Raw genomic sequence first — 25,432 nt, 5'->3', positions numbered from 1 at the left:
TGGCACTTTTCCTCTACCATTAGCCTGTTTATCATAATAACTATAAATAACTCTTGGCGTAGGGGAGAAAAAAATTATGTATATTCCGTCGCATTTTCAAATTACAGATGCATCAATCGTTCATCACATAATAAAAGAACATAGTTTCGCCACTCTGTTTTCTCAGCACGATGGAATGCCGTTCGCAACTCATTTACCGTTAATGTTGGACGAGGAGAACAAGTATTTATATGGCCATTTTGCCCGCCCGAATCCTCAGTGGAAAGATATGGAGAATCAAACCGTTTTGGCCGTTTTTCACGGTCCTCATTGTTATATTTCTCCCTCTTGGTATGAGACGAATAAAGCCGTGCCGACATGGAATTATGTGACCGTTCATGTCTACGGAGAAGTCGAACTTGTGAAGGACGAGGCCGAGTTAATGGCTTCCTTGCGCGACTTGGTATTGAAATATGAAGCTCCTGACAGCTCATACAAATTGCAAGATGTGGACGCTGAGTTTCTCGCCGGTATGAATAAGGGGGTTCAAGGATTCAAAATAAAAATCAGCAGCATGGAGGGGAAAGCAAAGTTAAGCCAAAACCATTCGTTACAACGGCAGGAGCTGGTTATCAGTCAACTGGAACGGATACCAAATGCGGATGAGCAAAAGATCGCCTCTCTAATGAAAGTCAATCTGAATCTATCCGGAAGTTGAAAATCATAATAAAGAAGGTCTTGCCAACCGCAAGGCCTTCTTTTTGTATTCGTCCGATGACACCGGTTACGGTGCGATCATGTTTTTAAATTGTGCGGTTAAGCTTTTCAGCTCGACTTCACGTTCCAGATAGGCGAGAAGGGCCTGGATGAGCGGTCCGTTCGGCTGTTCTTTGGCGGTTTCTTCGCGCAGCAGGCGGATCAGTTCGAGCAGTTCCCCTCGCTCGGCTTCGCCCGTCGGCAGTTCCATGACCGCGGCGGCAAGCCTGTCCAGCAGAACGCCGGTTGTTGGCGGCTGTTGATCATTCATCGTTCCATAATGGGTGTACTGCATAAACGACGAGGCGGATAACAGCGGCTTTTTGCCTGCGGCGATCATTTGCGCGGTCATTCCATCCAGCCTCTCGATGATGAATGCGGCCGTCTCCTCCATCGACAACAGCTCCCGCTCATACGTCACCCAATTCAAAAATTCCTTCAACAGCGCCTTATAAACAAATACCAGATCCCATACGTACGGTTCGATGTCCGGACCGTAGGCGCGCAGCAGACATTCCTTGTGCCAGGTCAACATCCGTCCTCTCGTCTGTACCCGAAGCGGGATGAATTTATCGTCCTGGCGAACCGACATGTTATATTCTGCGAGAATGTGCTTGTGCTCCATAAAATACTGCAAGCGAAAAATCACCTGCTTCAGAAAATGCTCCTTTGGGGAAAGACCCGGCAGCCGCTTGATCCGCTCGACTTCATCGAAATACCGGTTCAGGAATTGCTCGATAATCTCGTTAAATAGGTCTTCCTTGGACGGAAAATATTTGTACACGGACCCTTTGGCAATCCGGCAGTCATCAGCTATATCCTGAATCGAGACGGCAGTGAAGCCGCGCAAGGAAAAAAGTTTGGCCGCCGACCGGGTGATCTCCTGTTTCGTCATGCTCATGATCATTCACTCCTTCACATGTCTTGACACGTTATGACTCATAGTACATAATAATAAACATTAAGTCAATAATGACCTATAGTTTAGTTAACGAGACTTGCGGTCATGATGGCTAAACGAATTGGGAGGAGTGTTGGAACATGGAATCATTGTTCAATTGGGAGACGGCTGCTCTGGTTGTCATCGATTTGCAAAAAGGTATTGTCGGGTACAATTTGGCGCCATACACCGGCGAACAGGTCGTGAGTCGGGCGGCTGCGCTGGTTCAAGCTTTTCGGGAAAAAGGCGCTTTTGTCGGAATTGTGCGGGTATCGAGCAAGGACGGCAAAGATATGCTGAGGCCCAAGCTGGATCAGGAGCAGCCGCAGCCGGTCAGACCCGACGGCTGGGACGAGATCGTGCCCGAAATCGGCGTGAAGGAGAGCGATTGTTTTATTACGAAGAAACAGTGGGGCGCATTCCACGGCACGGAGCTGGATTTGCAGCTGCGCCGCCGGAAGATCGAAACGATTGTGCTGTGCGGCGTCGCCAGCGGAATCGGCGTCGACACGACGGCGCGGGAAGCGTTCCAGCATGGCTACCAGCTGGTTTTCGCCATCGACGCTATTTCGGGTATTTCCGAAGCTGAGCACGATTATGTCCGGCAATTTATTTTTCCGCGTATTGGCCGCATCCGCACGACGGAGCAAATTTTGCAGACAACTGGTGAGTAGCGATGAACGACGACCCTGTTGTCCGTTCCGGGGAGCCGCGGCCGGCAGACGAACCTGGCGAAAAGAGCGGACTTTACCCTTGGCTGGTGCTGACGGTTACAAGCCTGGGAGCTTTTCTCGTGGTGGTGAGCATCGGCTCCCTCAATGTCGCGCTGCCTGAAGTAAGCAAACATTTTCATGCCGACGCGTTAACTTCGAGTTGGATTTTGCTTTCATTCATGCTGGTCAATACGATTCTGATCCTTGTTTTCGGTCAGATTTCCGATATTTTCGGCCGCAAAAAGCTGTATCTCGGCGGGATGGCGCTCTTCACCTTGGCTAGTCTGGCGAGCGGTTTTTCTCCCAACGCCGTTATATTGATTGCGCTTAGAGTTTTGCAGGCGGTGGGCGGGGCGTTTGTAGTCGTGAATACGACTGCGCTCATCACCGACGCCTTTCCCGCCAACCGCCTCGGTACCGGACTAGGCGTCAATATTTTGACGGCTTCCGCGGCGCAGCTGCTCGGGCCGGTCGTTGGCGGCCTCATTGCCGCAAGCTGGGGCTGGCGGTGGGTATTCTGGTTCAATGTGCCGATCGGCGTCATCGCCGTCCTGTGGGGCACTTGGATTTTGCGGTCCGCTCCGGCCCGGCCTGTCCGCGAACGAATCGACGGGCTTGGCGGCGTGCTGCTCTTCATCGCGCTCGGCGGTCTGGTCATGGCGCTTTCCGAAAGCGGCGATCTGGGATGGAAAAGCGGCACGGTGGTCGCCGGACTGGCGCTGTTTGCCGTCTTTGCTCCGCTGTTTATATGGCGGGAACGCCGCGCCGCTTCTCCGCTCCTGGATTTGCGTCTGCTTCAAAGCCGCAGCTTCCTGATGGCGAATGTGGCTAACTTTCTCAATTCGTTTGCCCGTTCCGCTGTGGTGCTTCTTTTTGCGCTGTTTTTTCAGTTCGCCTACAAAATGAGCGCGTTCGAAGCCGGTTTGCGGGTGCTGCCGACGGTTATCGGCATGCTCGTCATATCGCCGATAGCGGGCTTTTTGACCCGCCGTTTCAGCACCAAGCTGCTTGCTTCGACCGGGCTAATCGTCTCGATGGCAGGCCTGGTCCTGCTGCTGCTCTCCATCGGACCGGAGCTGTCGTATGGCCTTATCGCCGCGGCTATGCTGCTGGTAGGGAGCGGGGCGGGGCTGTTCCTGACGCCGAATACGACTGACATCATGAACTCCGTGCCCGGCAGTCGGCGGGGTGTCGCCAACGGGCTCCGTTCCATGCTGAGCAATATGGGCCAAGTGCTGAGCACGGCCGTTACGCTGATGATCGTTGGAATCGGGCTGCCGCCGAGATTGAAAAATGTGCTGTATTCGGGCGCGGACGCCGTCCTGTCCCGTCCCGATCTGGCCTTGATCGTCCGGGGTTACCGCTGGGCGCTAGCCGCTCTGATGATCGCCACGCTGCTCGGATTGGCCGCTTCGCTGTCCCGTTCCGGAAAGCACCCGGGCGAACACGCCGGATAGGAGAGGGGCCGGGGGCAGAGCCGATCTTTCTACACGGTTGCGGAGCTGAAACGGTGGGACACAAGACGCTTGGTAGGGAGAAAACCTGCGAAAGTGCAGGCTTTTTCCATGAAAGCACCTCATTTTGACGAAAAGCCTGCGATTGTACAGGAATTTTCGATGAATGTGAATCTGCACCCATGTTCGCGGCGAAAAGCCTGCACAATTGCAGGAATTTTTGGTGGCTAGCGTATCAACCCTGCAAAAAACTGCACTTTTGCAGGTTTTCTTCACGCAACGAGGCGAATTTGTGCGACCGGCCAGCTCTGGCGGGTCGTTTCCCAACAGCCAGATAATGGCTGTTTTTTTATTTGCCTAACGACGATTGGACAAGCTTCGAATTCGTTGAGACGTTGCCTTAGATTCCGAAAGTCTGGTGCGCTATTTTGCACATATGGTACTACAATATTGAAATTAATTTCAAACCTATGATATACTCGTTTTGTGCCCGGGAGCAAGTGCAGGGTGGGCAAGAAAGAGAATTCGTTCTTTGAAAACTAAAAATGAGTGAAAATGTATTTTTCATCCATGAGAAGTAAATGAAAAGCAATAAATAACAACCGGCTCTTACCAGCTTGGAATCTTTTCTTTCACTTATTTGAACATAATTACAAAAAAAGATGAATATTTTTTCGGAGACAAGAAGCAAACGAACCCATTTTAATCATTGAGGAGTGTCAGCATGAATATTGCAAAACTTATTGATCACACGCTTTTGAAAGCGGATGCAGCATTGGCGGAAGTTAACAAACTGATCGAAGAAGCAAAAAAATACGAATTTGCATCGATATGCGTGAATCCGGCTTGGGTGGCCCATGCGGCCAAAGCGCTTGCGGGTACCCATGTAAAAGTATGCACCGTCATCGGCTTCCCTCTCGGGGCGACAACTTCGGCCGTTAAAGCGTTTGAAACGCAAGATGCGATCGCAAACGGTGCACAGGAAGTGGATATGGTTATCAACATCGGCGCTTTGAAGGACGGGAACCATGAGCTGGTCGAGAATGATATTCGGGCGGTTGTGCAGGCCGCATCCGGTAAAGCGCTCGTGAAAGTGATCATTGAAACCAGCCTGCTTACGGATGAAGAAAAGGTGGCGGCAAGCCGGTTGGCGGTTCAGGCGGGTGCGGATTTTGTCAAGACGTCCACAGGTTTTTCTACGCATGGAGCAACTCCGGCAGATGTAGCGCTGATGCGAAAAACAGTCGGTTCCGACATCGGTATCAAAGCGTCCGGCGGCATACGCAGCAAGGAAGACTTGGATGCATTGGTAGCAGCCGGCGCAACCCGGATCGGGGCTAGCTCCGGCGTCAAAATTATGGAGGGCGGACGGTCGGCGGCTTCGTATTAAACTCGGAGTATTTCGCCGCGAAGGAGGAAACAATATGAAAGATACAACCGATCTGAAGGACTTGCTCATTCAGGAAGCCATCGAGGCTCGAAAACAGGCTTATGTGCCGTATTCAAATTTTCAAGTAGGCGCAGCCGTTCAAATAGACGGCAAAGTGTACCGCGGCTGCAATGTGGAAAATGCTTCATACGGCCTGAGCAATTGCGCAGAGCGCACGGCGATTTTCAAAGCGGTGTCGGAAGGCTGCCGCAGCATCGAAGCGATTGCAGTAGTCGCCGATACGGTAGGGCCGGTGTCTCCTTGCGGTGCTTGCAGGCAAGTTATCGCGGAGTTCAGCACACCTGACACCCGGATTTACCTCACGAATCTGCACGGCAATACGACAGAATGGACGATGGATCAACTGCTGCCCGGCTTTTTTCGTTCAACGGACATGGACAAGTAATTCATTCAGCGAAAGATGAGGATTGAACCTGTAAAGGTTGATCCTTTCCGCATCGAATGTAAGCGCTTAACATCAAGATTTTGCAAAAAGGAGACACTACACCATGAAATTTCTGATTGCGATCTTGGGCATTCTGGTCATCTTTGGCCTTACTTATATAGCAAGCAGTGACCGTCGCAACATTCGTTACCGGCCGCTGATCGTCATGGTTTTGCTGCAGGCGTTGTTAGCGTTCGCCCTGCTTAACACGAGCATAGGCGAGACGCTGGTCAAAGGATTCGTGTCGGTATTCGGCTTTTTGCTTTCCTATGCCGCCGAGGGTGTGAATTTCGTATTCGGAGGTATAGCCAACGCCAATTCGGCGCCGTTCTTTTTGAACGTTTTGCTTCCTATCGTATTTATTTCGGCGTTGATCGGGATTCTGCAGTATTCCAAAATTTTGCCGTTCGTTATTCGGTATATTGGACTTGCCCTGAGCAAGGTCAACGGGATGGGCAAGCTGGAATCGTACAATGCCGTTGCCTCCGCGATTCTCGGACAGTCCGAAGTTTTCATTTCGGTGAAAAAGCAGATCGGCCTGCTGCCGAAGCAAAGGATGTACACGCTTTGCGCCTCCGCCATGTCGACCGTATCTATGTCCATTGTCGGTGCGTACATGCAGATGATCAAGCCGGAATATGTAGTAACCGCGCTGGTGCTTAACCTGTTCGGCGGCTTTATCATTTCATCGATTTTGAACCCGTACACCGTTCCGGCGGAGGAGGATATTCTTGAGGTGCAGGAGGAGAAGCAGACGTTCTTCGAAATGCTCGGCGAATATATTATGGACGGCTTCAAGGTTGCCGTCGTCGTCGCCGCGATGCTGATCGGCTTCGTTGCTTTGATTGCGATGATCAACGGCATTTTTAGAGGAATTATGGGTATTTCTTTTCAGGAACTGCTTGGTTACGTTTTTGCTCCATTTGCCTTTCTTATGGGTGTGACGTGGAAGGAAGCGGTGGAGGCCGGAAGCATTATGGCAACCAAAATGGTATCCAACGAGTTCGTAGCTATGCTGGACCTGGGCAAGCATACCGGTTTGTCTGCCCGTACGACGGGCATCGTCTCGGTGTTCCTTGTTTCTTTTGCCAACTTTTCGTCCATCGGCATCATAGCGGGTGCGGTTAAAGGCCTGCACGAGAAGCAGGGGAATCTGGTTGCACGCTTTGGTCTGAAGCTTCTGTACGGCGCTACGATGGTCAGTGTGCTGTCTGCCACCATTGCCGGCTTATTCCTATAACCTTGGACGGGGCAATGAGATACGCGGCACAGTTGCGGAAAAGAAATTTTGCGCTTGGCCGATTCATAGCATGCACTTATCCATTTTACGAACAGGAGTGTTTCAATAATGAGAATGGTAGATCTGATTGAAAAGAAACGTGACGGTAAAGAGCTGACAGCAGAGGAAATCCAATTTTTCGTTACCGGATATACGAATGGGGACATTCCCGATTATCAGGCCAGCGCAATGGCTATGGCGATTTTTTTCCGGGATATGAGCGACCGTGAACGTGCGGATTTGACGATGGCGATGGTGCATTCGGGCGATACGATTGATTTATCCGCCATCGAAGGCATTAAGGTCGACAAGCATTCCACCGGGGGCGTTGGCGATACGACGACTTTGGTATTGGCGCCGCTTGTTGCAGCATTAGACATACCGGTTGCCAAAATGTCAGGCCGCGGCCTCGGACATACGGGCGGCACTATCGACAAGCTGGAAGCCATTGAAGGCTTCCACGTGGAAATGACGAAGGAGCAGTTCGTGCAGCAGGTAAACGAGCAGAAGATCGCCGTCATCGGTCAATCCGGTAACCTGACGCCGGCAGACAAAAAGCTGTACGCCCTGCGTGATGTGACCGGCACGGTAAATTCTATCCCGCTTATCGCCAGCTCCATCATGAGCAAAAAAATCGCCGCCGGCTCTGACGCCATCGTACTGGACGTGAAAACCGGAGCGGGCGCTTTCATGAAAACAGCCGAGGCTGCCAAAGAACTGGCGCATGCCATGGTCAGCATCGGCAACAACGTCGGCCGCAAGACGATGGCGGTCATCTCCGACATGAGCCAGCCGCTTGGCCAGGCAATCGGCAATTCATTGGAAGTGAAGGAAGCGATCGATACGCTGAGCGGCCACGGTCCGAAGGATTTGGAGGATCTGTGTATGGCGCTCGGCAGCCAGATGGTGGTCCTGGCCGAAAAAGCGGCGACGCTTGAAGAAGCGGAGCGGAAATTGAGAGAAGTGATCCGCAACGGCAAGGCGCTGGAGAAATTCAAGGAATTCATCGCGGCGCAAGGAGGCGACCCTTCCGTAGTGGACCAGCCGGAAAAGCTGCCCCAGGCCCTCTACCGCATTGAAGTGCCGGCCAAAGAGGGCGGCGTAGTGGCGGAGATGATTGCCGACGAAATCGGAACGGCTGCGATGCTGCTGGGAGCGGGGCGTGCGACCAAAGAATCGGTGATCGATCTGGCGGTCGGTTTGATGCTGAACAAGAAAATCGGCGATTCCGTAAAAGCCGGCGAGTCGCTTGTAACCATTCATACCAATGAGGAACAAGTAGACGAGGTTATTAACAAAATTTATGGAAGCATACGAATTACGGCAGAGGCTCAGGCGCCGGTGCTGATTTACGGTACGGTGACCGAGTAGGCGAGTCGCGAGTCGCCCGCAGCGAACGTAAGAGGCTATCCCCGTCATCTAGGATGACTTTTGGGATAGTCTTTTTTTTGGCATATCGTCCAAAAGGGCCGCCGATGATTCCGACACACGATCTCTTCCCCAGCTATTTGATACGCTCTATAAACTCGCTCGCCGCACTGGAAAGCGGCATGTTTCGCATAATCATAATCCCCACTTTAGAGGGCGGCAGCTTCACGTCCAGCTGGATCTCGAAAAGAGAGCCGTCCTGCAGCTCTTTGGATACAAATTCTCTAGTAACGTAAGAGATTCCGAGTCCTTTCCGGGCAAGCTCGATGAGAAGATCTACGCTTCCGACCTCGATTTCGGGGTTGAGTGTGTAGCCGTAGCCTCGAAATAATTCCGTAATGGCCATTCGTGCCCGGCTATTGCGCGAGAACAGGATGACGGGGTACTGAAGCAGCATCTCAAGCGACAGCACCGTGTCTTTAAGCTCCGCATAACGGGCCCCCGCGACAAAGCAATCCTGCAGCTGAATACCTTCCCTCACTTCAAGCTGGGCATCGACGATAGGCATGCGGACAACGCCCAGATCAATCCGGCCTTCTTTTAAGAAAGAAATGATTTCCGGCGTAGTGCCGTGAATCAGACGAAGGCTGACGTTTGGATGTTCCTCATGAAAATTTTCCAGGTAGGGAAGCAAATAATGCTTAAACAGCGAGTCGCTTCCTCCGATCCGCAGCTCGCCGTTGTCCAGATTTTTAAGAGCGGCCATTTTTTCTTCCGCCAGCGAAATGAGTATCTGGGATTTCTCAATATAGGAGTAGAGGATGGCGCCCTCTTGCGTCAGAACAACACCTTTGGAATTGCGGTAAAACAAGGTGATGCCAAAGCTTTTTTCAAGCTGCATGATGGCGTGGCTGACGCTCGGTTGAGTAAGGTAAAGGGATTTTGCGGCCTGAGATAGGCTGCCTGTTTTCGCGGCCCAATAAAAAACTTTGTACAGCTCATAATTGTTCATAGATGTGGTCTATAGCTCCTGTGAAATATATGAATTACCTGTATAGGTCATATTCGTATTATAGTTGAACTCAGAAAGAGAAACCATACTACAAAGAGACTACACTGGAAGGAGAGATACACATGGAGGCTGTAACGTTTGTTTTGTTTGGGGCGACAGGAGATTTAGCTAAAAGGAAAATTTACCCTGCTTTGTATAATTTATTTGCCGATCAAAAGCTGCCGCAATCATTCTCCGTGATTGGTCTTGGGCGAAGAGAGCTATCCGATTCAGCCTTTCAGGCAAGTGTCGAGCAATCTCTCCACAACTTTTCCAGACGCGAGGCGAACGATAGTGCCTTAATGAAAAATTTCTTGAGCACATTTCGTTATAGTGTTTTGGATATAGGCCACAAAGAGGATTATCAGAAACTGCTGCAGCTGGTTGAACAGCGGGAGAAAGAATTGAGCATTCCGTCAAATCGGATGTTTTATTTATCCGTTGGGCCTGAATTTTTTGAAACGATAGCATCCAATATCCAGGAAAGCGGGCTTGGTTCTACCGAAGGCTGGAAGCGTCTGATGATCGAAAAGCCTTTTGGCCGCGATTTGCAATCGGCCCGGAAGTTGAATGAACAGCTGAGCAAAGCTTTTACGGAGGATGAAATTTTCCGCATTGATCACTATCTGGGCAAGCCTATGGTACAGAAGCTTGGGGTGTTGCAGCAGACGAATCCGGTCTTTTATGCTTTATGGACCAATCGTTACATTGCCAACGTGCAGATTACGGCAAACGAGACGGTCGGTGTTGAAGAAAGAGCGGGGTATTACGATCATGCGGGCGCTGTAAGGGACATGTTTCAAAACCATATGCTGCAATTGCTAATGATGCTGGCGATTCAAGTGCCGAAGAACAGTACCTTCGAAGAGGTGCGCTTCAAAAAGAAAAAAGTGGTGGAATCCCTTGAGCCGCTGCAAAAGCAGGATGTAGTATCCAGCGTTATTCGCGGGCAGTACGGAGCAGGAACGATCGGAGGAAAGCCGGTTGTCGGTTATACTTCCGAACTTAATATTCCTGAAACTTCAAAGACCGATACGTTTATTGCCGCAAAACTGCAGTTGGATACCGCTTTTTGGCGGGATGTTCCTTTTTATATCCGTACGGGCAAACGGATGAAGGAGAAATCGACGCGAATCGTTATCGAGTTCAAAGAGCCGTTAAATCAGCATTCTTCAACAAATGACGATCATCCGATTCCTAATCTTTTGGTGTTTGAGATCAGTCCGAACGAGGGCATCACGCTGCAGTTAAATGCGAGCGATCCTCAGCATAAAGGGGAGTTCAAGCCCATTCACATTGACTTTCACGAGAGTCACAAGGATATGCCCGAGGCTTATGAAAGCTTGATCTACGACGCTCTGCACGGAGATCCCACATTTTTTGCCCATTGGGATGAAGTCGAATTGTCTTGGAAATGGGTGCAGCCGATCCTGGATGCGTTCCAAGAAAATCTTGTTCCGCTTCATCTTTATTCAGCGGGCACATACGGGCCTGCCGAATCCGATGAGCTGCCCACGAAAGACGGTTATCATTGGTGGTTTGATTCCAAGCCCGAACAAGAAATAGAAGCGAGCAAAGGAGAACAATATGCCTATCACACAAACCATTGATCAGTTGGCGATCGATACGATCCGAACCTTGTCCATCGATGCCATAAACAGTGCCAATTCAGGTCACCCGGGGCTGCCCATGGGAGCCGCACCGATGGCGTACGCGCTTTGGTCCAAGCAGTTAAATCACAATCCCCGCAACGCCAAATGGTTCAACCGCGACCGCTTCATTCTATCTGCGGGTCACGGTTCGGCGATGCTGTACAGTCTCCTGCATTTGTCAGGATATAATGTGTCGATTGAAGACTTGAAGCAGTTTCGCAAACTGAACAGCCTAACGCCGGGGCACCCCGAATTCGGGCATACGGATGGTGTAGAAGCTACTACAGGACCATTGGGGCAAGGGCTTGCCATGGCTGTCGGAATGGCGATGGCGGAAGCTCACCTGGCCTCGAAATTCAACCAAGACCATTTTCCGGTTATCGATCATTATACGTATGCGCTCGTTGGAGACGGATGTTTGATGGAGGGCGTCTCTTACGAGGCGATGTCCATGGCGGGACATATGAAGCTGGGCAAATTAATCGTATTGTATGATTCCAATGATATTTCTCTGGACGGGAAACTTGACCTGTCCTTTGGGGAAAATATGCAAAAAAGAGCGGAATCGGCTCAATGGGAATATCTAAGGGTCGAAGACGGCAACGATGTTTCGCAAATTGTTCAAGCGATTGAAGCGGCTAAGCGGAATCTTTCGCAGCCGACTCTTATCGAAATACGGACAATCATCGGTTATGGCAGCAAAAAAGTAGCAGGAACGAACAAAGCGCACGGTGCTCCGCTCGGCAAAGAAGAGGCAAAGGCGACGAAGGAAGCATATGGCTGGCAGTATGAGGACGAGTTTACCGTTCCGGAAGAAGTCAGAGCCCACTTTGATCAGCTTAAACTTAACGGCGAGGCAAAAGAAGCAGAGTGGAACCGGTTGTTAGTTTCCTATCAAGCGCAGTATCCTGAACTGGGCAAGGAGCTTGAGCAGGTCATCGGCGGTTCTGTCGTGATTGACCCGGCCAATATTGTGACGTTCGACTCCTCCAAAACCATTTCAACCCGCGTGGCAAGCGGCGAGGCCATCAATCATTTCGTCAAATCAGTTCCTTCCATATTCGGAGGCAGCGCGGATTTATCGCATTCTACGATGACGGATATAAGCGGAGAGCCGGCATTTGCCGTTCAATCCTATGCGGGACGCAACATTTATTTTGGTGTTCGCGAGCATGCGATGGGCGCAGCCGGCAATGGCATGGCTTTACACGGCGGCGTAAAACCGTTCGTAAGCACCTTCTTCGTATTCAGCGATTATTTGCGGCCGTCCATACGTTTGGCCGCTCTGCAAAAGCTGCCTGTTATTTATGTATTTACCCATGATTCGATTGCCGTCGGGGAAGATGGTCCTACTCATGAGCCCGTCGAACACCTCGCTGCATTGCGAACTATTCCGGGACTTACCGTCATTCGGCCATCGGATGCGAACGAAACGGCGAGTGCATGGGCGTATGCCTTACAGCAGCAGGAAGGTCCGGTAGCTCTTGTGTTAAGCCGGCAAAACCTTCCTGTGTACGAAGCGACCAAGGGCAATGTTGCAGAGGTAACCAAAGGCGCTTACGTCTTGATGGAAACCAATAATAAGCCGGATGTCATCCTGATCGGAAGCGGGTCCGAAGTTTCTCTGGCCGTGAGCGCCAAAACGGAGCTTGAGCGGGAAAACCACTCTGTACGCGTCGTCGCCATGCCGAGCTGGGAGCTGTTTGACCGCCAATCCGATGCATACAAAGAGGCTGTTCTTCCTGCTTCCGTCTCGAAGCGCTTAGCGATTGAAGCCGGCATTTCTTTAGGTTGGGAGCGATACGTGGGACCACACGGAAAAATATTGTCTATCGATACCTTCGGCGCTTCAGGGTCCGGCAATGAGGTCATGGAATACTTCGGTTTCTCCAAAAGCAATGTGATTCGGTTGACTAAAGAATTGCTTAGTAAATAAACTAATAAATATTTAAAAAAATGGAGGCAAAAAACTATGAAATTTTTTATTGATACTGCTAACCTTGCGGATATTAAAAAGGCGTATAAAATCGGCGTTCTGTCCGGCGTGACAACAAACCCTTCTTTGGTTGCCAAAGAAGGCGTGAAGTTCGAAGACCGTATTGCTGAAATTTTGCAAGCTGTTCCTGAAGTCGAATCGGTATCCGCTGAAGTTACTCCGGATGCCGAGACGGCGGAAGATATGATCGCGCAAGCTGAAGAGCTGATCAAAATCAACGGAGGAGACAAGAACATCACGATCAAGCTTCCAATGACGTTGGCCGGCCTTGAGGCATGCCGTTACCTGTCGAAAAAAGGCGTGAAAACAAACGTTACGCTGATCTTTACCGTCAACCAAGCTTTGCTGGCTGCGCGTGCAGGGGCAACTTATGTTTCTCCGTTTTTAGGCCGTTTGGATGATATTTCTGAAGATGGCGTGCTGCTGGTATCCAAAGTGGCCGAACTGTTCCGCATTCATAACCTGGACGCGCAAATTATCGCGGCATCCGTTCGGCATCCGGATCACGTAACTCGCGTAGCGATGGCAGGCGCGCATATTGCCACGGTTCCGTTCCAAGTTATCGAACAAATATCCAAACATCCTTTAACGGATCAAGGGATGGAAAAATTCGCTGCTGATTGGAAAAAAGCGGCTCAACATTAAAAGGCAACGAAATACGAGTTCAAAGGAGACGCTCCGGATGGCTATTTCATTTGATTATTCCAATGCCTTGTCCTTTGTCGGACAGCATGAAGTGGATTATTTCAGTGACTTTGTAAAAGCGGCTCACCATATGCTTCATGAAAAAAAAGGCCCCGGGTCCGATTATCTGGGCTGGGTCGATCTGCCGCTTCAATATGATCAAGAAGAGTTCGCGAGAATCAAACATGCCGCACAGCGCATTCGCAGCCATTCCGATGCCTTGATTGTCATCGGCATTGGCGGCTCATACTTGGGGGCAAGATCTGCGATTGAAGCGCTGTCCCACACGTTTCATAACCAGATGAACGGTAAAACCCAGGTGTATTTTGCCGGCCAAAACATCAGTTCTACGTACATTACTCATCTTTTGGAGCTGCTGGAGGGCAAGGATATTTCCCTGAATGTCATTTCCAAGTCAGGCACAACGACGGAACCGGCTATCGCTTTTCGAATTCTGCGCGAATATATGGAAAAGAAATACGGAAAAAGCGGAGCCAAAAGACGTATTTTTGCTACAACCGATTCATCTAAGGGCGCATTAAAAAAACTTGCCGACGAAGAAGGCTATGAAACCTTCGTTATTCCCGACGATGTAGGCGGGCGTTATTCGGTGCTTACAGCCGTGGGGCTGCTGCCTATTGCCGCTGCCGGACTCGACATCGATCAAATGATGGCGGGAGCCGCCGCGGCTGCACGAAAATATAACAATGCCGATCTCTCCGCCAATGAAAGCTATCAGTATGCGGCCGTTCGCAATGCTCTTTACCGTAAGGGAAAAACGATCGAGCTGCTGGTTAACTTTGAACCGTCTTTGCATTTTGTTTCCGAATGGTGGAAACAGTTGTTCGGCGAAAGCGAAGGGAAAGATCTGAAGGGGCTGTATCCCGCGTCCGTCGATTTTACGACCGATCTGCACTCCATGGGACAATACGTCCAGGAGGGCCGGCGAGACCTCATTGAGACAGTGCTTTCGGTGAAAAAGCCGCGCGTAGAGCTGATCATTCAAGAAGACGAAAGCAATCTGGACGGATTGAATTTTATCGCCGGCATGACAATGGATGAAGTGAACAAAAAGGCGGCCCAAGGCACGCGGCTTGCCCATGTTGACGGAGGCGTCCCTAACCTGATTGTTGAACTGGATGAGCTCAATGAATATGCGTACGGCGAAATGGTGTACTTTTTCGAGAAGGCATGCGGCATCAGCGGATTGCTGCTTGGGGTGAATCCGTTCGATCAGCCTGGCGTGGAAGCGTACAAGAACAATATGTTTGCGCTGCTGGGCAAGCCTGGTTATGAAGCGCAGCAAGCCGAACTCCTGAAGCGTTTATCCGCAGAGAAATGACACGAACAAATTCGATTTGAACAGCAGGAGGGCGTTACGATGAAAAAACAGCAAATCGGTGTGGTCGGATTAGCCGTCATGGGTAAAAACCTGGCCTTGAATATAGAAAGTAAAGGGTTCTCGGTTGCTTTGTATAATCGTTCACCTGAAAAAACGCACGAACTATTGGCGGAAGCACAGGGGAAAAACTTTGTCGGCACGTTCAGTGTCGAAGAGTTTGTCCAGTCTTTGGAGACGCCCCGTAAAATATTAATCATGGTCAAAGCGGGCAAGCCGACGGACGATACCATTAATCAGCTTGTTCCTTACCTGGCTCCGGGAGATATTCTAATCGACGGCGGAAACGCTTATTTCCCTGATACGCAAAGAAGAAACAGAGAGCTGCAAGCTCAAGGCTTCCGCTTTATCGGTGCAGGTGTTTCGGGCGGCGAAGAAGGGGCGCTGAAGGGTCCGGCGATTATGCCGGGAGGACAAAAAGACGCCTATGAGCTGGTTGAGCCCATTTTGACTGCCATATCGGCCAAAGTTAACGGCGATCCTTGCTCAACCTATATCGGAGAAGACGGCGCCGGTCATTACGTCAAAATGGTCCACAACGGCATCGAATACGGAGATATGCAGCTTATTGGCGAAGCGTATCAATTGCTGAAGGATGTATTGAACCTGAATACAAGCGAGCTGCATGACATTTTCTCCGAGTGGAACCGTGGTGAACTGGACAGTTATTTGATTGAAATAACGGCCGACATTTTCGCAAAAACAGATCCTGAAACAGGCAAACCTATGGTGGATGTCATCCTGGATTCGGCAGGGCAAAAGGGAACCGGGAAATGGACAAGTCAAAGCGCATTGGATCTGGGAGTCCCTTTGTCCATAATTACTGAATCCGTGTTCGCGCGATTTATTTCCGCCATGAAAGAAGAACGCACAGCCGCAAGCAAGCGTCTGAACGGACCTGCAGTTTCCAGCTATGACGGCGATCCTAAGGAATTTATCGAGGCCGTTCGAAAAGCGTTATATGCAAGCAAAATAGCTTCCTATGCGCAAGGCTTCGCACAAATGCGAGCCGCTTCCGACGAGTACGAATGGAACTTGAACTATGGCGGCATTGCGATGATCTTCCGCGGCGGATGCATTATCCGCGCACGGTTTTTACAAAACATTAAGGATGCTTACGACCGTGACCCGGCTCTGAAAAACCTGTTTTTGGACGATTACTTCAGAGAGATCGTTGAAAACTATCAAGAAGCTTGGAGAAATGTCGTATCTATTGCCGTAACCAGGGGGATTCCGGTTCCTGCGTTTGCTTCGGCTTTAGCCTATTATGACAGCTACCGCTCAGAAAGACTGCCGGCAAATTTGCTGCAAGCGCAAAGGGATTATTTTGGGGCGCATACTTTCGAACGGCTTGATCAAAAGGGAAGCTTTCATTTTCAATGGATGGAATAATAGAGGTGAAAGCCGCACGTCAGAGGCGATAGCCCACAATCAGCCCGGCGCACGAAGAAAACCTGCAAAAGTACATGAATTTGCGTCCATGATCGCTGCCCACGAACAATTCCTGCAATTGTGCAGGCTTTTCAGCGGGGACGGGGGCTAAGGTTCACTTTCAGCGAAAATTCCTGCACTTTTGCAGGAATTTCGCTAAAACAAGCCAATTTCGGAGGAAAAGCCTGCACTTTCGCAGGTTTTTTTTCTGCCAGGTTGCCTCATGCAAAGTTGTGCGGTTCCACGATCTGTACCGGGATAGGTGCGCGTTAGGAAAAACGGTTGCCCCCAAACTAGTACCCCTTTGGTTTCCTTATATCTAACTAAGTGCCGTGCCTTTCTCAACGGTCTGAGCCGCATTTTATGCGGCTTTTTTAGGTTAACCATGCAAGTTCTTACCCAAATTGAATGACAAGAACTACATGGTTGGGCAGGGTTACAATACTCTTTATTCGTAGTAACCTTCGGTTGATTTGCGGAATTGTTGGAATTGATTCGCATCATGCCCGAACCACACTTGGGAGTTCGTTCGGGTCGCCAGAGTGCGAATTTTCTCAACCGCGTTCCGGTAACCTATCGAATCGTATATAATACCGGGCGGCCTGACCGGAGGCCCGTAGCTCTCCGCTGTGTAGATTGCGTCGGAAGCGAGGATGATCCCGCCCGTTTCCGGCATTTCAATGTGAAGGCCTAACATGCCCCAGGCGTGGCCGCTTCCGAAGTTCAAGATTTTGATGCCTTCGGCCAACTCCAGGTTATCTTCATTGCGTTTGACCGTTTTCCACTGCAGATGGTTTTTGATCCAAGCATCGATGTCAGCCCAAATATAGCCGCCTCCTTTTTCGTTGCGGGCATAGCTCTGCAGCGCGCCGTTCAACTCATCCTCATGCACGATAATCGTAGCGTTCGTGAACATTTCCAAACATCCGGCATGATCCAGGTGCAAATGTGAAGCAATCACATACTTGATATCCTCCGGTCTAACATTCAGCTGCTCCAGCCGGTTATGCAGGTAGCATTCTTCGCTCGCCGTCCAGGGGAACGCATGCTGGGTCGATTTGGCCCAGCGCCCTTCGATACCCATCGAATTCGGGTTGCAGGCCGTATCGAACAAAATTTTCCCTTCCGGGTGTTCAATCAATACCGTATAGATCGGAAATTCCACAAACTCCGTCCGGGCGTTAGGATTGCCGAGCGTAGCCGGATTATGCATGGCGATCAACCAGTTTTTGTCCATGCTCATTCGGCCGTTATCCATTACATACAGCTTAGGGCGGGCTTTAATAATATTCGTCATGTTCATTTCCTCCTAATTAAACAGAATATAGACATACAATAATATATAAATTAAGATGACATAAGTAGGCACTTTATTGTTCCCTGGGTACTTTAAGGTGCACAGGTAGAGGAGGGAGATCGTTTGTCATCTTCTGGAAAAACAATACAGCCCGATATTTCGTTGGCAAGTTGCGGTTACAGCAGAGTTCTTGAGCTGATTTCCGATAAATGGACAGCACTAATCATCTATGCATTGGAAAACGGAAGTATTCGTTATGGAGAAATATTAAGAAGAATCGAGGGCATTTCCAAAAAAATGCTGACCCAGACGGTGCGAAAGCTGGAAAGGGATGGGTTGGTTCAGCGCCATATTACACCGGTCGTGCCCCCGATCGTCGAATATTCGCTTACTCCTATGGGGGAAGCTTTGCTTCAGCCAATGAGAGAGTTAAGGCAATGGGTAAGGATCTATGATTCTCAGGTCAAAGAGGCTAGGGCCAATTACGACCAAAATTACAATAAACATTCAGAACCTTTTTAACCCCGGGAGTCTGCTCACAGGAACGGATTAAGTTGATTGGAGAACGTGTGTTCTGTTCCAGTCCGTCAGAACTTAAAAAGGAGCTGCCTCGGCAGCTCCTTTTGCTCTTTACAACTTATGCGATTTTGTTTTAAAAGAAACCTCTTCTAAAAAAGAACGGGGACTCAAAAAATTCGAATGGCTCAAAACGCTCGAATCTTTCTTCGAACGGGAAGAATCCGAATGGACTGAAGGGTGTGAAAAATGCACTTGTTTTAACGGATTTTTTGTGTTTAGCTAATTTTTTTGGACTCTTCACTCAAAATCATCTCCATGTTCTTAACGAAATAGTAACTTTTTTGAGTTTTAGATTACCAAACGAAAGTTACCGAGATGATTACCAAAAGAATAAAAAGAACCAAGATAGCAGCCACATTTGTTCCCATGCCGTAACCTGCACAACTAGCGCCCATGTTCATTTCCTCCCTTCACAATCCATTTTTCGATACGTCTTATTTATACGTTTGCGATTTAACTTTTGCTTGTACATATGTCTAAATTTATTATGAACCGCATTTATTTGCGGTCTTTTTTATTATGGGAAGCTTTCAAACGGAGGAATAATTTGACATTTCAGAATAATGGGTTTAAAGTTATTATACACATGAGTAATAAAAATCTTTTCGGAGGTGAATAATGAATGAGCAAGATTTACGCGTCATCAAAACAAAAAACAATTTAAAAAACGCATTGATTTTTTTATTGAAGAAAAAATCGTTAGACAAAATTTCCGTTTCCGAATTATGTAAGGAATCTGGTATCACCAGAAGAACCTTTTATTTACATTATGAAAGTGTTTCTAAATTGTTAGAAGAACAAATTGAGCAGCTTTTGGTAGATTTAGAGGCATCCTTATTGGCAACTTCCAAGTATCGTCAAGAAGCGGATTATCATCGTTTACAACCCCAAATGATTCATCTTTTCCAACATGTATACGATAATAAAGATTTTTATCGTTTCATATTCAGTGCAAATTCAAATTTTGTTTATTATGAGATGTTTTATATACGGATAAAAAGACTTGTAAAAAAATCAATGGATTCCATGGCCATGCTTGAGGAGGTCAGTGAGTTTCATATATCTTATCAAGCAAATGCAATCCTGGGTGTAGTCATGGAATGGTGTTATCACAATTTTGAAGAACCTATTGATGAAATGAACCAATTATTGCTGAAAATTTTAAAGCTGTAATCAAATCAAATCAAAAAACAAATATTGCGAATATCGTGACACAAGTCTATGCACTGGACGATATCCAAGAAGCATTCAACGTCGCAATCGAAGCCAAAGGGGCTATAAAGGTTATCGTTGACTTATCATAACACCTGGGGGTTAATTACGAGATACTCGATGCAATTGATGAGCAGGTATGGAATTTTGTGCCGATGTTAAACCTAAACAACAGTGATTTTAACGAAAGTATAGAGCCTATTATGGGAAAGGAAGGTCGTCATGAATACTTCGGACCAAATTGTGAAAGCAGCATTCAGCCTGTTTAGCGGTGACAGCGGTGAAAACCCATTTCCATTATTCGCACAGATGCGGGAGGTGGGATCCGTTATTCCTGTTCAGTTTCCGATGGGTGGGACGGATCGTCAAGCCTGGCTGGTCACGCGTATGGAAGAGGCGATGCAGGTGCTCAAAGATCATGCCCGCTTTACTGTAGACCCAAGCTCTATCGATGGCAACAGCGACATTCGGAAAATTTTCACCGGCAACGCTGATCCATCGGCTCCCCCTAACTTCTTTGCCAATTCCATGCTCTCTGTCGATGAGCCCGATCATCGATGGTTGCGCGGGTTAGTGTCTAAAGCCTTCACGCCCAGATATATGGAAAGCTTACGCCCCCGGGTACAGATGATTGCTGACGAATTGCTCGACCGGGTGCAAGCTCAAGGCGAGATGGACCTCGTCAAGGACTATGCCTATCCTTTACCGATCAACGTCATTTCCGACATGCTCGGGGTGCCTAAAGAAGACCGGGCACAGATCCATGTCTGGTCTGATGCGATCGCGCACGGTCTGGGTCTGGGAAGGCGAGAACCAGGGGTAACGGAGCACATACGAGCCTTCGGCGAATACACCGCACAGCTCGTGGCGGACAAACGCCGGCATCCTGCTGATGACTTGATCAGCCAGTTGATCGCCATCGAAGAGGAGGGAGACCGGCTCGAAGAAGCAGAGTTGCTCTCGATGATCTCGTTATTGATCTTTGCCGGCCATGAGACCACCTCGAACCTGATCGCCACCGGTACATTGATGTTGCTGGATCATCCCGAGCAGCTGGAGAAGCTCAAAGCCGACCAAAGTTTGGTCCCCTCGGCAGTCGAAGAACTGCTGCGCTTCAATGGGCCCGCTACAATTGCGGGCCCGCGTTTTGCCATTGAAGATATCGAGCTGGCCGGGCGGCAGATCAAGAAGGGGGACATGGTCATTCCCGTATTGAAATCAGCAAATCGGGATGAGCGCCAGTTTACTGAGTCAGAGTATCTGGATATTACACGTACAATTAATCGTCATCTCGCCTTCGGACACGGTATCCATATGTGTTTGGGGGCGCCGCTGGCCCGTGTGGAAGGAGACATTGCGTTTACCACCCTGCTGAGGCGCATGCCCAATCTGCGGCTCAGCATCCCACGGGAGAGCGTCATCTGGCACTTCAAGCTGTCCTCACAGGGGTTAGCCGCTCTGCCTGTCGCTTTTTAGCGGAGAGGAAGCGCGGATTGCAAAAAGAGAGGGTTCAGGCTGCAACGATGCCTGAACCCTCTTGTGTAGTTTTCGCTAGTGGTCATGTCCATGAGTATACAGGATATTGTAAGCCAGCTCATTCATATATGCAAAAAAGTCTTGGGAGCAATCCAACGAGACTTCCAGCAAAGCTAGGACTTCAGTAAATCTTTGGCATGCTGTTTTCCAGCAGCAAGGAGGCTGTCGCTTAGCTTGGAATCATCAACGGAACGTGCCAGTATAAGCGTTCCAACCATGATGCTGAGCAGAGCGCTGCCAGTAGATTTATCGGTTCCCGCCAAATCGGAGATAAAATCAATGACTCGTTCTAACTCGCGGGTGAAAACCTGACGAACTTCTTCCGATGACCGGGATATTTCGCCGGAAAGGGCAGGGAGAATACAGCCCATCTCGGTATTGTCACGATGGTGCGGACTTAGATAATAATGGATAACTGCATTGATTTTGGATTCGTTTTGCTCCTCTTCCACCGCTTTCTGAAGTAACGCAATCGTAGCGCCGATGGCATAACTGCAAACTTCGGAGACCAGTTGTTCTTTGCTTGCAAAGTGCGCATAAAACCCCCCGTGTGTCAGTCCCGCCCCTTTCATAATGAACGGAACGCTTATGTCGCGAATTCCGTTGGTACGAAAGGCTTTGGCGGCACTTTCAATGATACGGCCTCGGACTTTTATTTTATGTCCTTCAGGATAAGGCATTACTATCATTCCTTTACTCGAAATCTGCTTTTAAAAAATTATAATCATCATAATAAACTTTGTCAATTTGCCGGTTGCATCCGAAACTTCCGCTAAGGAATATGTGGCACTATTGACTATTTCAAAATATGATGATTATAATATATTGTGCTCATCATATTTAGATACAAAAAAGGAGTAGTGAAAAATGGATATTTCTAAACAAATTGCTCTTGTCAGTGGGGCAAACCGAGGTTTTGGCAAGCATTTAGCTCAGGAACTTCTGGCGAGGGGAGCCAAAGTATATGCCGGAGCAAGGAACCCGGCATCAATCGATCTGCCGGGGGCAATCCCGCTGCAGCTCGATATTACAGATCCCAAATCCGTAGCTGCTGCAGTGGAGGCGGCTGGGGATGTGACCCTTTTGATCAACAATGCCGGTACGTCAACGGGCGCCTCTCTACTTACAGGTAAGCTGGACGATATACAAATGGAATTCGACACTCATTTCTTCGGCACACTATCTATGATTCGCGCTTTCGCACCAATTATTGAAAAGAATGGAGGAGGGACGATACTGAATATTTTATCCGTATTATCTTGGTTCAGTGTGGGTGGGATAGGAGCGTACTCGGCTGCAAAATCCGCCGAATGGGGAATGACGAATGCTTTACGCTTAAATTTAGCCCCTAACAACATTAGGGTTGCCGGACTACACGTAGCGTTCATGGACACGGACATGGCAACGCACATCCAAACGCCTAAGGCAGACCCAAAGGATATCGCAAGAATCGCGATAGACGGAATCGAAGCTGATCTCTATGAGATTGTTGCCGACGATCTAAGTCGGAAGGTGCAGAATGGTCTTGCAGGAGGGGTTTCTTCCTTATACCCGGAATTACAAAGCTAAATGGTTTCGGAAAATAATGTATTTTCCATTGATATTTCAACGCAAAAACGCCAAGCCATGAATCGTACAGGCTCGGCGTTTTTTCTTGTGCCGCCGAATGCCATCCCGACGAAAGCAAGCAGAACTTGCGAAATCTATTTGTTTACGAACGAGGCGTTGGTTTTGTCGGAGAAAAAACCGACCTTGACCGAAACCGCTCTTTTCTCCAGCATCGCTCCGAGATTGTCGAGACGCCGCGGCTGCCTGCGGATGACGGGAAGCAGCTCTAGCGGTTTGGCGGCGTTTTCCAGCAAGATCGACAGCTCACGGCCAGCAAAATAAATTGGGCATACATCGTGGAGCAAAATCGGAATCACTCAAAGAATGTTGACCTTAGGTCAGACCCAGGGTGTATCCTTAAGTTAAATCCAATGGCAGCCAAGGAGAGATTGTCTTTGAAAAATGAAATTACGATTAGTGAGCTAGCGAGGCTTATGCAGGTGTCTGTTCATCAGATTCGTTATTTTGAGGAAAAGGAAGTGCTGCTGCCAGCTTACATCGATGACAACCAATATCGGATGTACGGCATGGACCAGGTCTATCAACTGGCTCATGTATTGCTGCTGCGGAAGTTGGGACTGTCTGTGCAGTCGATTCGAGAATGTCTTGATGGCGATGCTTCGGACAGCATGCAGCCACTGCTCCGCAATTCCCTGGTGAAGATCGATGCCGAAATTGTACGGCTCCAGCAGCTCAGTCAGTTTATCCGAAAAGTGCTGGGCGAGCATGAGGATTTCGGACGGGAGATCGGAGCTTACCGTACCCAGTGGAGGGAGACTTTGCCTCTGGCGTTTTGGTTCGAGACGGATAGCCTGACCGATCTTCATGCAAGAATGTTTGCGCAGCAGGGTGGATCGGTATCGAACCTATTCGAAGCCGATCTGCATTATATCTACGACGGTCCCGACAGTGTTGCTCTTTATACCGAAGCGTGGGAAGGGGAGCCAGACCTGCTTTTGCCGGCGGGCGAGTATCTATCCTATCGCTTCCTTGCCCGGGATGAAAATGAACTTGCACAGCACATGGATCAATTTCAGACTTATGCTGAAGGGCATTCGCTGAATATCACAGGCCCGCTTGTGCTGGCAGAAAAGTCGTATCTGTCCCTCTTCAGTCAGGACAGCCTGCATTACGAGATGTTCGCCCGAATCGCAAAGAAAGATTAAGAATGGCAGGGGCGGACTTTAGTTAGCTCTTTTCTAAGGAGGTATGAAGAATGAATCAATCAAAAGCGCGCGTCATGGGGCTGGATGTTGCCAGAGCACTGGCGATCGCGGGCATGATCATCGTCAATTACAAACTCGCAATGGGGGCAGAGAACGCAGGTCCCGGATGGTTAAGAGGGTTTACAGAAATATTTGAAGGCAGAGCCTCCGCATTATTCGTGATACTAGCCGGGATCGGTGTTTCCCTGATGACCGCCAAGGCCAGAAGCTCGGGCAGCAGCGAGCTTATCCGTCAAATCCGGAGCAGTTTGTACCGGCGGGCGATGTTCCTGTTTGCAGCAGGAATTTTGCTATTGCTAATAGGATGGAGCGCAGATATATTGCATTATTATGCCGTATTTATGATAGTTGGAGCTGCACTGATTGGTGTATCGGATAAAAAGATAGCAGGATTCATTGTTGTTATTGTTCTGACAACGCAAATTCAATTATTATTACTGGATTATGACCAAGGATGGTCACAAGACTTCCATGAATACACAGAGCTTTGGACCTTACCCGGATTTTTCCGCAACCTGCTATTTAACGGCTTTCATCCTGTATTTCCCTGGCTGAGTTTTTTTCTGTTTGGTCTATGGCTCGGCAGGAAAGAATGGTTTTTCCAACAGAAAGCTCGTCACCGATTGCTGTGGTTTGCCATGTCCGGAACTCTGTTCTTCGAAATGGTATCCTGGGTACTTACACGATGGACCCCTTCCGTCTTGGATCAAAATAATACCTACTATCATTTATTCACAACTAAGCCTATGCCGCCTAATCTTCTATATGTTTTATCCGCAGCCTCTTCTGCACTGGCAGTCCTTGTGTTGTGTATGTATTTCACCGAAAAATTTCCAAACGCCATGTTTGTACGCGCGCTGATCAGTACTGGACAGTTATCCTTGTCACATTATATCGGACATGTGGTCATTGGACTTGTCACGCTCGAGTTGGCAGAGGGCCTGTTGAGCTTATCATGAGGAGGCTCAGTTAACGTTCGCATGACGAAAGGCTGGCACTGACAGCACTCAGTCGGGTAAATTTTCTTCCGGCTCGTAAACCGTCCGAATTCCGATAAGGAGCCGGGCGGCTCTTTGCGTTATTCCCGGCATGGGCACGATCTCTCCCGCTTATGTAACGGGTGGCTATGGTCGGCGCCATCGTATGCGACAGATGAATCGATGAGTCTGAGGACATGGGAACTCGAGGAAATAGTTGTATATTTTTTGTATAGTTGGGATTAGTATACTCAGTTGGGATTTGAAAAATCGAATTGTGGCGTTTGTTGTCGCAAACGTTGCAAAGCGAAATTTCTTTTCATTAAGGGGGGATAGGATGCCCATGAAAGTTTGAATCGGACAGTTAGAGGAGATGCGTGGAAGGGTTAGATAATTATAGAAGGGTCGCACTTTGACCCGG

The 25,432-nt window shown here is 49.0% G+C and carries 24 protein-coding genes; 18 read left to right on the top strand and 6 right to left on the bottom strand.

From position 1 onward, the window contains the following. Positions 1 to 76 precede the first annotated feature (76 nt). Positions 77 to 697, top strand: coding sequence for an FMN-binding negative transcriptional regulator (locus AC3G2T_RS25765; protein WP_474683099.1), 621 nt, complete (start codon positions 77 to 79; stop codon positions 695 to 697). A gap of 66 nt (positions 698 to 763) precedes the next feature. Here AC3G2T_RS25765 and AC3G2T_RS25760 read toward each other — a convergent pair whose 3' ends face one another. Further along, positions 764 to 1,636, bottom strand: coding sequence for a TetR/AcrR family transcriptional regulator (locus AC3G2T_RS25760; protein ID WP_474683098.1), 873 nt, complete (start codon positions 1,634 to 1,636; stop codon positions 764 to 766). 140 nt (positions 1,637 to 1,776) lie between these two features. Between AC3G2T_RS25760 and AC3G2T_RS25755 the strand changes: the two genes are divergently transcribed. From AC3G2T_RS25755 to AC3G2T_RS25730, 6 genes are all read left to right on the top strand, one after another. Beyond that, a complete protein-coding gene (locus AC3G2T_RS25755; protein ID WP_474683097.1) occupies positions 1,777 to 2,349 on the top strand; it encodes a hydrolase in 573 nt (190 codons plus the stop codon). Between the two features lie 2 nt (positions 2,350 to 2,351). Continuing rightward, a complete protein-coding gene (locus tag AC3G2T_RS25750; RefSeq protein WP_474683096.1) occupies positions 2,352 to 3,845 on the top strand; it encodes an MFS transporter in 1,494 nt (497 codons plus the stop codon). Between the two features lie 721 nt (positions 3,846 to 4,566). After that, the gene (deoC, locus tag AC3G2T_RS25745) at positions 4,567 to 5,232 is read left to right on the top strand and encodes a deoxyribose-phosphate aldolase (RefSeq protein ID WP_474683095.1); all 666 of its coding nucleotides are present in this window, start codon (positions 4,567 to 4,569) and stop codon (positions 5,230 to 5,232) included. Positions 5,233 to 5,284: 52 nt separating this feature from the next. Continuing rightward, positions 5,285 to 5,677 (top strand): cytidine deaminase, encoded by a 393-nt coding sequence (locus tag AC3G2T_RS25740; protein ID WP_474683261.1) that lies wholly within the window; start codon positions 5,285 to 5,287, stop codon positions 5,675 to 5,677. Positions 5,678 to 5,780: 103 nt separating this feature from the next. Then, the gene (locus AC3G2T_RS25735; protein WP_474683094.1) at positions 5,781 to 6,956 is read left to right on the top strand and encodes a NupC/NupG family nucleoside CNT transporter; all 1,176 of its coding nucleotides are present in this window, start codon (positions 5,781 to 5,783) and stop codon (positions 6,954 to 6,956) included. Between the two features lie 108 nt (positions 6,957 to 7,064). Further along, entirely contained in the window at positions 7,065 to 8,366 is a 1,302-nt protein-coding gene (locus AC3G2T_RS25730; RefSeq protein WP_474683093.1) for a pyrimidine-nucleoside phosphorylase, read from the top strand. A 133-nt stretch (positions 8,367 to 8,499) separates the two neighbouring features. Here the strand turns inward: AC3G2T_RS25730 and AC3G2T_RS25725 are convergent, their stop codons facing one another. Further along, the gene (locus AC3G2T_RS25725; protein ID WP_488437373.1) at positions 8,500 to 9,375 is read right to left on the bottom strand and encodes a LysR family transcriptional regulator; all 876 of its coding nucleotides are present in this window, start codon (positions 9,373 to 9,375) and stop codon (positions 8,500 to 8,502) included. A 122-nt stretch (positions 9,376 to 9,497) separates the two neighbouring features. Between AC3G2T_RS25725 and zwf the strand changes: the two genes are divergently transcribed. Genes zwf through gndA form a run of 5 tightly spaced genes read left to right on the top strand, consistent with a single transcriptional unit; the run spans position 9,498 to position 16,537 of the window. Then, entirely contained in the window at positions 9,498 to 11,024 is a 1,527-nt protein-coding gene (gene zwf, locus AC3G2T_RS25720) for a glucose-6-phosphate dehydrogenase (RefSeq protein WP_488437372.1), read from the top strand. Further along, positions 11,008 to 13,002 carry a transketolase gene (gene tkt / locus AC3G2T_RS25715; protein ID WP_488437380.1) on the top strand — a complete coding sequence of 665 codons (1,995 nt, stop codon included), beginning with the start codon at positions 11,008 to 11,010 and terminating at the stop codon, positions 13,000 to 13,002. The genes zwf and tkt overlap by 17 nt, the downstream gene beginning before the upstream one ends. A gap of 36 nt (positions 13,003 to 13,038) precedes the next feature. Continuing rightward, on the top strand, positions 13,039 to 13,707 hold the full coding sequence (fsa, locus tag AC3G2T_RS25710; RefSeq protein WP_474683090.1) for a fructose-6-phosphate aldolase: 669 nt from the start codon (positions 13,039 to 13,041) through the stop codon (positions 13,705 to 13,707). A gap of 37 nt (positions 13,708 to 13,744) precedes the next feature. Continuing rightward, entirely contained in the window at positions 13,745 to 15,088 is a 1,344-nt protein-coding gene (locus AC3G2T_RS25705) for a glucose-6-phosphate isomerase (protein WP_488437371.1), read from the top strand. A 39-nt stretch (positions 15,089 to 15,127) separates the two neighbouring features. Next, a complete protein-coding gene (gndA, locus tag AC3G2T_RS25700; protein ID WP_474683088.1) occupies positions 15,128 to 16,537 on the top strand; it encodes an NADP-dependent phosphogluconate dehydrogenase in 1,410 nt (469 codons plus the stop codon). Positions 16,538 to 17,024: 487 nt separating this feature from the next. Here the strand turns inward: gndA and ahlS are convergent, their stop codons facing one another. Further along, on the bottom strand, positions 17,025 to 17,873 hold the full coding sequence (ahlS, locus tag AC3G2T_RS25695; RefSeq protein WP_488437370.1) for an AhlS family quorum-quenching N-acyl homoserine lactonase: 849 nt from the start codon (positions 17,871 to 17,873) through the stop codon (positions 17,025 to 17,027). Positions 17,874 to 17,996: 123 nt separating this feature from the next. Between ahlS and AC3G2T_RS25690 the strand changes: the two genes are divergently transcribed. Further along, positions 17,997 to 18,395, top strand: coding sequence for a winged helix-turn-helix transcriptional regulator (locus AC3G2T_RS25690; RefSeq protein ID WP_488437369.1), 399 nt, complete (start codon positions 17,997 to 17,999; stop codon positions 18,393 to 18,395). Positions 18,396 to 18,745: 350 nt separating this feature from the next. On the opposite strand, the gene AC3G2T_RS25685 is transcribed toward AC3G2T_RS25690, so the two are convergent. Further along, positions 18,746 to 18,847, bottom strand: a complete 102-nt coding sequence (locus tag AC3G2T_RS25685; protein WP_474683085.1) for a YjcZ family sporulation protein — start codon at positions 18,845 to 18,847, stop codon at positions 18,746 to 18,748. Positions 18,848 to 19,070: 223 nt separating this feature from the next. On the opposite strand from AC3G2T_RS25685, the gene AC3G2T_RS25680 reads away from it, so the two are divergent. Both AC3G2T_RS25680 and AC3G2T_RS25675 read left to right on the top strand, forming a co-directional pair. Next, on the top strand, positions 19,071 to 19,625 hold the full coding sequence (locus AC3G2T_RS25680; RefSeq protein ID WP_488437368.1) for a TetR/AcrR family transcriptional regulator: 555 nt from the start codon (positions 19,071 to 19,073) through the stop codon (positions 19,623 to 19,625). A gap of 261 nt (positions 19,626 to 19,886) precedes the next feature. Then, positions 19,887 to 21,140 (top strand): cytochrome P450 family protein, encoded by a 1,254-nt coding sequence (locus AC3G2T_RS25675; protein ID WP_488437367.1) that lies wholly within the window; start codon positions 19,887 to 19,889, stop codon positions 21,138 to 21,140. 173 nt (positions 21,141 to 21,313) lie between these two features. Here AC3G2T_RS25675 and AC3G2T_RS25670 read toward each other — a convergent pair whose 3' ends face one another. After that, positions 21,314 to 21,880, bottom strand: coding sequence for a TetR/AcrR family transcriptional regulator (locus AC3G2T_RS25670; RefSeq protein ID WP_488437366.1), 567 nt, complete (start codon positions 21,878 to 21,880; stop codon positions 21,314 to 21,316). A gap of 187 nt (positions 21,881 to 22,067) precedes the next feature. Here AC3G2T_RS25670 and AC3G2T_RS25665 point away from each other — a divergent pair, with 187 nt between their 5' ends. Continuing rightward, the gene (locus tag AC3G2T_RS25665) at positions 22,068 to 22,769 is read left to right on the top strand and encodes an SDR family oxidoreductase (RefSeq protein ID WP_474683081.1); all 702 of its coding nucleotides are present in this window, start codon (positions 22,068 to 22,070) and stop codon (positions 22,767 to 22,769) included. A gap of 134 nt (positions 22,770 to 22,903) precedes the next feature. On the opposite strand, the gene AC3G2T_RS25660 is transcribed toward AC3G2T_RS25665, so the two are convergent. Next, positions 22,904 to 23,062 (bottom strand): hypothetical protein, encoded by a 159-nt coding sequence (locus AC3G2T_RS25660; RefSeq protein ID WP_488437365.1) that lies wholly within the window; start codon positions 23,060 to 23,062, stop codon positions 22,904 to 22,906. Between the two features lie 141 nt (positions 23,063 to 23,203). Here AC3G2T_RS25660 and AC3G2T_RS25655 point away from each other — a divergent pair, with 141 nt between their 5' ends. After that, the gene (locus AC3G2T_RS25655; protein WP_488437364.1) at positions 23,204 to 23,974 is read left to right on the top strand and encodes a MerR family transcriptional regulator; all 771 of its coding nucleotides are present in this window, start codon (positions 23,204 to 23,206) and stop codon (positions 23,972 to 23,974) included. A gap of 50 nt (positions 23,975 to 24,024) precedes the next feature. Beyond that, positions 24,025 to 24,993: a DUF418 domain-containing protein gene (locus tag AC3G2T_RS25650; protein WP_488437363.1), complete on the top strand. Its 969-nt coding sequence runs from the start codon at positions 24,025 to 24,027 to the stop codon at positions 24,991 to 24,993. The last annotated feature ends 439 nt before the right edge of the window (positions 24,994 to 25,432 follow it).

It is taken from the genome of Paenibacillus sp. sgz302191, assembly GCF_057749925.1.
This window is presented reverse-complemented; position numbering and strand designations above follow the sequence as displayed.